The organism is Desulfovibrio sp. (assembly GCF_047607245.1).
In the GTDB taxonomy this organism is placed as follows: Bacteria; Desulfobacterota; Desulfovibrionia; order Desulfovibrionales; family Desulfovibrionaceae; genus Desulfovibrio.
The window spans coordinates 1-8,834 of the sequence record NZ_JASGDK010000085.1 but is presented as its reverse complement, the minus strand read 5'-3'; the positions used below and the strand labels follow the sequence as shown (position 1 = coordinate 8,834).

The 8,834-nt window shown below is 55.5% G+C and carries 6 protein-coding genes; all 6 read right to left on the bottom strand.

Annotated features, from left to right (window positions below):
- Positions 1-746 (bottom strand): 7-cyano-7-deazaguanine synthase QueC (gene queC, locus QM579_RS06785; RefSeq protein WP_414998417.1); only part of this gene is annotated, 746 nt, incomplete at its 3' end.
- Entirely contained in the window at positions 743-1,720 is a 978-nt protein-coding gene (locus QM579_RS06780) for a thermonuclease family protein (RefSeq protein ID WP_414998416.1), read from the bottom strand. The genes QM579_RS06780 and queC, both read right to left, overlap by 4 nt.
- Positions 1,721-2,181: 461 nt before the next feature.
- A complete protein-coding gene (gene rpoD, locus QM579_RS06775; RefSeq protein ID WP_414998415.1) occupies positions 2,182-3,951 on the bottom strand; it encodes an RNA polymerase sigma factor RpoD in 1,770 nt (589 codons plus the stop codon).
- Positions 3,938-5,680, bottom strand: a complete 1,743-nt coding sequence (gene dnaG, locus QM579_RS06770; RefSeq protein ID WP_414998414.1) for a DNA primase — start codon at positions 5,678-5,680, stop codon at positions 3,938-3,940. The genes rpoD and dnaG overlap by 14 nt, the downstream gene beginning before the upstream one ends.
- Before the next feature lie 179 nt (positions 5,681-5,859).
- Positions 5,860-8,313: an endonuclease MutS2 gene (locus tag QM579_RS06765; protein ID WP_414998413.1), complete on the bottom strand. Its 2,454-nt coding sequence runs from the start codon at positions 8,311-8,313 to the stop codon at positions 5,860-5,862.
- A gap of 285 nt (positions 8,314-8,598) precedes the next feature.
- The coding region (locus QM579_RS06760; protein ID WP_414998412.1) for a GatB/YqeY domain-containing protein at positions 8,599-8,834 on the bottom strand (236 nt) is incomplete at its 5' end.

Below are 8,834 nucleotides of genomic sequence, written 5' to 3'. Positions count from 1 at the left end.
AGGCAGGTCGTCATATATTCGGCGTACCCGGCTGCCCGCAAACGGCAGGCAGGGCACTGGCCACAACCATAGCCCCACACGTGGCGGTTGCCGCGCTGGCCCGCATAGCAGGTATGGCTTTCCTCAACAATCAGGTCCACAAGCGCCGGGCCGCCCAAACTGCGGGCGAGAGTCCAGGCGTCTTTTTTGCTGCGCCACATGAGGGGCGTGTGCAAAACAAAGTTCGCAGCCATTCCCGCATTAAGGGCTACCTGCATGGCCTTGATGCTGTCATCACGGCAGTCGGGGTAGCCGGAGTAGTCGCTCTGGCACACGCCCAGCACCATATGCCGCATATCCTGCCCATATGCCCAGGCTGCCGCGTGCAAAATAAAGATAAGGTTTCGTCCGGGCACAAAGGTGTTTGGAAGGCCCTCGGGGCCATTTTCTTCAATAGGAGCCGTGGAGGTGAGCGCCGTATTGGCAAGCTGGCGAAAAAGATCGATATCCAGCAGACAATCCGGCCCAAGACGCTGTTGCCATTGCGGATTCAATGCCGCCATTTTCTGCCGGATATTTTCGCGGCAGGCCAGCTCGACGGAATGGCGCTGCCCGTAATCAAAACCAAGCGTGCGCACGCTGGCAAACCGGTCCAAGGCCCAGGCCAGGCACGTGGCAGAATCCTGACCGCCGGAGAAAATTACCAGCGCTGTCTGTTCTGCCAAGGGGCTTAGTATGGCCCCGCTTTGGCGTTCGCACTCGCTCATGGCGTCACCGGCCAGAAAGGGCAGACCCGGGCGGGCGCATAACCCGCCATAAAGGCGTCCATCAGGTTGCCGAAATATACGCGGTTTCTCGGCCGGATGCTCTGGGCTTCTGCGCAATCAGCGGGGAAGAAGCGCAAAGATTCCTTGTTGCCAAGGTAGGTATTCTTGGCCACAGGCTGCGAAAGCAAAAAGCCCCACATGCCGCGGCGTTCGGCAATGGCCTCATGCTGCAAGTTGCGCAGGCGTTCCTGCAACTGAGGGCTCAGGTCGCGGTGTGGATAGAAATAGGCCGCGCCGTTGCGCACCATAATTTCATTCAGTGAACTACCGTCTGGCAACAGAACTTCGGCCAAAATGCGGCCATGTATGTCTCGGTGCTTGACGCCTGCCTGAAGAAGCATCACCTGCTGCCCCTGCGTCAAATCTGTAAGCTGGCCTCTGGCTTCACGCGCAAAAAGCTGGCCCTTGCGGTCGCCCTTGGACAGTTCGGGAGCGTCAATACCTGCCAGGCGCACTACACGCCTGTCTGTGAGCTTGAAAGTGTCGCCGTCAAAGCAATGCGCCACAAAACCAAGTGGCTGCGGCAGGGGCGGGGCCTTTGGGGGCGGCTCAGAAGGATCAAAAAAAGCTGGATCGGGTTCAGGCCCGGGCGGAGGAGGCGGAGGAGGGAAAAAATCGGGGGGCGGCATATCAGCTGGGGCTTCGGGAACAGGAATACTAGCTTCAGCACCATCAGTAAGCGCTGCCGTGGTGTCTCGGGACGCCGTATTCGCGCTGTCGCCTTCTGCGTTTACCACAGGCCGCTCGACAAGAGCCGCCTGAGGCGCCGTCTGTTCGGAAGCCCGGGCAGTTGTGCCGAAGCTCAGGAAAGGCAGAAGAGCCAGCAGACAAAGAAGGCCAAAGAACTTGGGCGCACAGTGCAGCCGCCCGAACCTGCGCAAAACTGACACAACCACTATGGTATCCTGCTGCATGAGTGAAAAAAGTTGCGGGTTCGAGCCGCCCCTCAAATTGCTTCAGACCGGGAGTAAAATGGTCCCAGTGTACTGTCAACGCTTCTAAAACGGACAAACTTTGAAATGCTTTACATTTCAAAGTTATCATTATGCCCAAAAAATGCAATTTGAGGCAGACTCTACGCCGCGTTGCAGCGCGCTGCACCCTTGTGCAGCGTTAGAGCGTTTAAGCTTTTTCAAAATTAAAATGCTCTAACTGCTTCAAAGGTAAAATGCTCTAGGTGCTGTTTCTAAATAAATGATTTTGACCCAAGGGCAAGGAAAAAGGTTTTTTTACGAAAGGAGTGTACTTTTATGGTACATGACTGGAGTAAAAAATGTCCTTTTGACGCAGCCAGTTGGGCAAAAGAATTATTTAGAGACAGTACCTAACATCAGAGCGGCCTGGCCTTGAAAAGGCCAAGCCGCTCTGGGATGAACTAATTTTCGTAGTATGAGCGCAAGGGTTGGCTTCGCACAGGGTGGCGCAACTTTCGCAGCGCCTTGGCTTCGATCTGGCGGATGCGTTCGCGGGTTACGTTAAAGAGCTTGCCCACTTCTTCAAGGGTGTGGTCGCTCTTTTCAGCAATGCCGAAACGCTTGCGCAAAACCTGCTCTTCGCGCGGGGTAAGGTCGGCCAATACCGCAGCCAGCTGTTCGGAAAGCTTGGTATTGATGACTTCTTCCGCCGGGGCAACAGCTTTTTTGTCTTCAATGAAATCGCCCAGGCTCGAATCTTCTTCATCACCAATGGGAGTTTCCAGCGAAATGGGCTCCTTGGCGATCTTGAGCACTTTTTTGACCTTTTCCACCGGGTATTCCATACGCTCGGCGATTTCTTCGGGAGTGGGATCGCGTCCCAGTTCCTGAACAAGGTAGCGCGATGTGCGTATAAGCTTGTTGATGGTTTCGATCATGTGCACGGGAATACGGATGGTGCGGGCCTGATCGGCAATGGCGCGGGTAATGGCCTGGCGTATCCACCAGGTGGCGTAGGTAGAGAACTTGTAGCCGCGCTGGTATTCGAACTTGTCCACAGCCTTCATGAGGCCGATGTTGCCTTCCTGAATAAGGTCAAGGAATTGCAAACCACGGTTGGTGTACTTTTTGGCGATGGAGACCACAAGGCGCAGGTTGGAGCGAATGAGTTCCTGCTTGGCGCGCATGGCCGCAGTATTGCCGCGCTTGATGCGCCACAGCACTTCTTCAAGATCAGTGACGTTGTGGCAGCATTTTTCCTGAAGACGGCTAAGAATTTCGATCTTGCCGATAATCATTTCCTTAAAGGAAAAAAGCTCGTCCACGCTGAGCTTGAGATCGCGGGCAGCGTCAACGGGATTGACCTCACGCTTTTCAAGACCGTCGAACATGGCCTGAATTTCTGCCTGGGTACGGCCCGTGGAAAGAATATAGGCAGAAAGGTCGCGCTGGCAGTTGTGCATCTGACGCACATAGTCTTCAACCGTTTCAATGATACGGTCAATGAGGGTCTTTTCCAGCTTGATGTCACGCAGGCGCAGGACAATTTCTTCCTTGAAGCAGATAATTTCCTTTTGCACGGCAGTGACGCGGCGGTCCATGCAGGCGCAGGTATCCAGCTTTTTGTAAATCTTGCGTTTTTTCTTGAAGGTCTGCTTGATTTCGTCAAGCAGCAGAATAACGCGCGAACGCTGGTTCATTTCGTCTTCGCTGGGGTCGTCTTCTTCAATGGTCTTAACCACATCCTTAAGCTTGATGCGGTTCTGGCGCAGGTCTTCGCCAACATTGATGAGTTCTTCAACCGCCACAGGAACTTCAACCAGGGCGTAAAGCACGTCCTGCTCGCCCATTTCGATTTTTTTGGCGATGACAACTTCACCGTCGCGGTCCAGCAGTGGCACTGCGCCCATTTCGCGCAGATACATGCGAACAGGGTCGGTGCTGCGCGACGAGTAGTCCGCAGAATCTTCGTCTTCGGACAGATCTAGCGAACTGTCAGTTATTTCTTCATCAGACTCGGTGGCGGCGGCGGAAATTTTCTTTCCTTCCTTTTCCGAATCCACAATAACGATTTCCAGCTGTTCAAAAATGCCGATAATTTCTTCAAACTGCTCGGGGGTGCTCATTTCCACGGGGAGAGCCTTGTTGACTTCTTCAAAAGTCAGAAAGCCCGCGCCCTTGCCCTTCGCAATAAGCGATTGAATCTGCTGGATATCTTTAAGATTGCTCATGCCCGTTCTCCAAGGTTTCCTTAAGTGCGCGAAGATAGTCCAAATCAGCCTCAAAGTCACCTGTGCCGGTGTTGGCTCTCAAGGCTGCGGATAGAGAAGATTTTTGCGCTGATGCGTAATAATTGTTCAAGTAATGCCGCAGTGATTCCAGTTCTTTGTCGCCATCGTCACGTGGCGCGGCCTCCGGGCCACAACATTTGCACCAGAAATTTTTTTCCCTCTGGTCCAGTTGATGAAAAACTGCCTCTGGGCCATGCGTTTCAATCTTGTCCCACAGCTGGCGGGCAATTGGAGACTGAAGAGCCAGGTCGGCTCCCATTTCCTGCATATCTGCCAGCCGCTGAGGATAGCGCACAGCGTACATCATGACTTCACGGTCGCGTATGTTCTGTCGCGCACGCCCTGACGGAGCTCCGCCAGTTTCTGCGCGTGCCTTGTCTGTCCGGGAGCCGCGTGACTGCACAAGCCCTTCACGCAGGTCGGCCTCTGAAAGTTGTAGATGCCCGGCCAGCCGTGAAACGTAGGGGCTGACCAGTTCGGGAATTTCCACCTGACGCAGAAAATTGCGTGCCCATTCCACGGTTTCGCGAGGGGCAAGCGCCTTGAGCACATCGACGCAAAAACGCAGACCGTCTGGGGCTTGAGCCTGCAAGGCTTCAAAGGCATCCTGCCCTGCGCCGCGCAACAGGCTGTCGATGTCTTCGCCCTCGGGCATAAGCACTACCGAGCAGGACAGGCCGCGCGTAAGCAGCATTTCGCACGATCTCAGGGCCGCCTTGCGTCCGGCGCGGTCCCCGTCAAAAAGTAGCGTCAGCTGTGAAACAAAGCCTGAAAGCCGCTTGATCTGTTCCGGGGTCAGCGCTGTTCCCAGCACGCCCACGGCATTGTCATACCCGAACTGGTGCAGGGTCAGCACGTCCATGTAGCCTTCGGTCAGCAGCACCCGCCCCTTGGTGACCATGCCCTTGCGGGCCTGCGCCAGACCGTAAAGATGCTCGCCCTTTTTATAGATGGGCGTGTCGGCGCTGTTTATGTACTTGGCTTCTTCTTCATCAGCGATGATGCGCCCGCCAAAGGCTATGATCTGGTTGGACAGACTCTTGATGGGAAAAATAAGCCTGCCCCGAAAACGGTCATAGGCTCGCCCATTGCCAGATTGCCCCAAAAGCCCCGATTCAACAGCCATACGGGCATCGAAACCTGCGCGCCGTAGCGCGTCTGCCAGTGATTGCCATTCCCTTTTGGCCCAGCCGATGCCAAACCGCTGCACTATTTCCTGGCTCAGGCCGCGCTTGTCTATATACGCCCGGCATTCCTCGCCATCAGGGCCATTGAGCGTGGCAGCGAAGTGCCCGGCGGCCAGTTCATACATGCGCAGCATCTGCTGACGCGAAGAGCGGCGTTCACGCTCTTCACCCTGCTGGCGGGCGCTGTTTGGGCCGCGTTCAATGGTTATGCCCGCTTCCGCAGCCAGTTGTTCCAGCGTTTCTTTAAAATCCAGTCCGTTGATGCGGCTGTAAAAATCAAAAATATCACCTGAAGCGTGGCACCCGAAACAGTAAAACAGCCCCTGCTCTTCGTTAACTGAAAAAGACGGTTTTGTTTCCTGATGAAATGGGCAAGGCGCCACCCATCGTGGACCGTTGCGCCTGAGCTCCACAAAACGGCGCACAACGTCCACAATATTCATGCGCTCCTTGATGGCGCGTATGGCATCCTTGGACTGCATTGCAGATTTTTCCTTGATCAGAGAACAGCGTTCACGTTTGTGGCTGGCTTTTTTAGACCTGATGGCCTGAAAAAACTTGTTCTCTGCCGATAACAACACTTGTTTCGTCAGGATGCGGGCAGAAGATGCCTCCCAACACAGAATTTTTATAGTTCAGAAAATAAGTTCCGATTGTTCGCCTAGCGCAGGGTCACAATGGTCATACCATCGCCGCCCTGATCTTCGGGGGCAAGGCTGAATTTTTCCACAGCGGGAAAAGCCCGCAAAAATTCATGAACCTGTTTGCGCAAGGCTCCTGTACCGCGCCCGTGCACTACTTCTACTTCCCGAAAACCAGCAAGCAGGGTCTTGTCCATAAAACGTTCAAGTTCTGCAAGAGCTACATCGGCACGATGTCCGCGTATGTCAAGACGTAGTGACGCTCCGTCAGCCGCTCCTGCCGGGCGGGCCGAACCTCCGCTTGTGGGGGTGGCAGCCTGACGGGGTGCGCCGTCCAGAATGGAAGAGGGCTTGCCCGGAGCGTTTTGGGCTGTTTGTTGCCCCGGCAAACGCAAGGCCTTCATATCGGCCCACAGGTTCACGCCATTCATGTCCAGGCGAACACGGCTTTTGCGTTCGTCCACATCAGTGATAACGCCGCGCTTGTTAAAAATTGTATGCAACACTTGTTGCCCCACGGCAAAATTCTTGGGGCTTGGCAATATTGACTCGTTTTGCTCCGAATCATTATCCGTTGCCAGTGAAGCGCGGAGCCGTGACATTTCTTTCAGGGCCTGTTTGTGGGTAGTCCGGCCTTCTTTCCAGGCACGCATAAGCTCGGTTGCCTGGGCGCGCACCTCATCATGCAGGCGCATGCGCTCTTTTTCCAGCTTTTCTCGTTCATGCTTGGCAACAGTTCGTGCCTTCTCCTGCTCCTGCTTGAGGAGCACAAGCTCTTCTTCCCGGTTGGCAGCCAGATCATTGAGGCGTGCAAGCAGGGTGGTGGCGTCTTGCCCGTCCTGCAAAAGATAATGCTCGGCCCGGCGTATGATGCTTTCAGGCAAGCCGTGCTCACGAGCCACATCCAGAGCCTGACTCGCCCCAACCTGGTCATAGGCCAGCTTGAATAAAGGCTTTTTGCTCTGTGAATCAAAGAGCATAGAAGCCGCCCTGGCTCCTTCCTTGGTGAGGGCGTAGCTCTTGAGCGCGGGAAAATGTGTTGCTGCCAAAACAAAGGTATGTTTGTCCAGCAATTCGTCAAGTACCGCCTGAGCCAATGCCGCGCCCTGAGCCGGGTCAGTGCCTGCACCAAATTCGTCCAGTAGGACAATGCCGCTGCCGTCCAGATGCTTCCAGGCCTTGCCCAGATGCTCAATCTGGGCGGTGAAGGTGGACACATTGTCGGCAAGGCTCTGTTCGTCGCCGATAAAGGCGTCCATGCGGCTGAACCAGGGCAGGTGCGAACCCGCGCCAGCGGGAACGGGCAGGCCGCTGAGGGTCATTGCCGCGATCAGACCGAGAGTTTTCAGGCAAACAGTTTTGCCGCCGGCATTGCCGCCAGTAATGACCAGCGCACGTTCGCCAGGGCGCAGGATAATGTCCAGCGGGCGCACCGTTGAAGAGGGCTTTGCGGCGCTTTTGGCGGTATGGGCAGAATCCGCCGCTTTGGCGGCCTTGGCCCTGTTAAGCACAAGCAGAGGGTGGCGGGCTTCAAGCAGTTGAATGCCTTCGGTCACAGGAGTGAGGGGCAGGCAGCGGCCATCCAGCAGCGCAGCCAGACGGCGCTTGGCCTGCAAAAGATCCAGTTGGGCAAGAAGTTCAAGGGCCGCTTGAGCTCCGGGCAGTTCTGCTTCCAGCAGGCCCCGCATATACAGCAGTATCTTGCGTTCTTCTTCGCGCTCTTCGCGCTTCAGCTCCTGAAGGCGGTTATTGATCTCCACCAGGAACATAGGCTCAAAATAGCAGGTTTCGCCCGTTTGCGACCAGTCATGAATAATGCCCTGCATACGGCCTTTGAAATTGGCTTTGAGCGGCAGCACATAACGGTCCGACGAAAGCGTCATGAACTCGTCCTGCAAATAAGCCAGCATGTTGTATTGCAGGGCGTAATCTTTCACCTTGCCCATGCAGCTCTGGTGCAGGCGGCGCAGCTCGCCGCGCAGACGGTAAAGCTCGGGTGAGCTTTCATCCTTCATCAGGCCGTCGTCGGAAATACAGCGCAAAAGGGCTGCCGTAAGTTGTACGGGCAGAGGTGTGCCGTCAGCCATAGCCAGCAGATGTGGCCATTGCTTGGCGGCATCGGGGGCAGCAATGGAGGCATGGGCATCGCGTGCCATGCTTAGCACTTCACGCAAAGCCCAGAATGCATCAAGATCCGGCTGGAAGGCGTGGGCACGTGAGGCTTGTGCCGCATGCAAAAAGCCCGATACATCGGGAAAAGCATTGAGCGCAAAGACTGCGCCGCCAATAGCCGGGCGTGAAGACCAGTCGGCAGCTTCCTCATATATCCGGGCGGCAAGATTGACGTCCTCTGCTTCGGCAAACGGGGTCAGACCCAAGGCACGTTCGCGCCCTACGCCGGAAATGCACAGCGACGCGAGGTGGTCGGTGATATGATGGTATTCAAGGGCCTGAAGAGTGCGGGCGTGAATCATGCTGATGCCTCGGAAATGATGGTATGGCTTGCCGCAGAGAAAAGAACGCACGAACTGCTGGACCTTGCAGCCCACAGAGCGCTACGAACGCTCCCTCGCCGGACGCACAGTTTTTCCATATTGTGAGGCAACTCCCGATGGGGCGACAAGTCAGGCCGTGGGGCGTTTCACACAGGAATGACGCAACAATTCCCGCCACTGCGGAAGTGCTGCCTGAAAATAGAATGTAGTCACTTTTGCCCGGCGAACATTACATATCCGCTGTGCAAAAGTTGCGGGACCTGGCTAGGGCTGCAGGCGTTTTTTGACGGCCTCGGACAAAACCTTGCCGTCCACCTGGCCTTTATGCCCTGCCATAATGGCAGAAATAACCCGGCCCATATCCTTGGGAGAAGTTGCGCCCAGCTCGGCTATTGTGGATTCAACGAGGGACAGCAGCTCTTCCTGGCTGAGGGCCTTGGGCAGGTACTCTTTAAGGACTACAAGTTCGGCAGCTTCTTTTTCAGCAAGGTCGGGGCGCT

What these genes read in the sequence shown, in the direction of transcription:
- QM579_RS06780 (WP_414998416.1), bottom strand. Translation starts at nt 1,720, where the DNA reads ATGCAGCAGGATACCATAGTGGTTGTGTCAGTTTTGCGCAGGTTCGGG.
- rpoD (WP_414998415.1), bottom strand. Translation starts at nt 3,951, where the DNA reads ATGAGCAATCTTAAAGATATCCAGCAGATTCAATCGCTTATTGCGAAG.
- dnaG (WP_414998414.1), bottom strand. Translation starts at nt 5,680, where the DNA reads ATGCAGTCCAAGGATGCCATACGCGCCATCAAGGAGCGCATGAATATT.
- QM579_RS06765 (WP_414998413.1), bottom strand. Translation starts at nt 8,313, where the DNA reads ATGATTCACGCCCGCACTCTTCAGGCCCTTGAATACCATCATATCACC.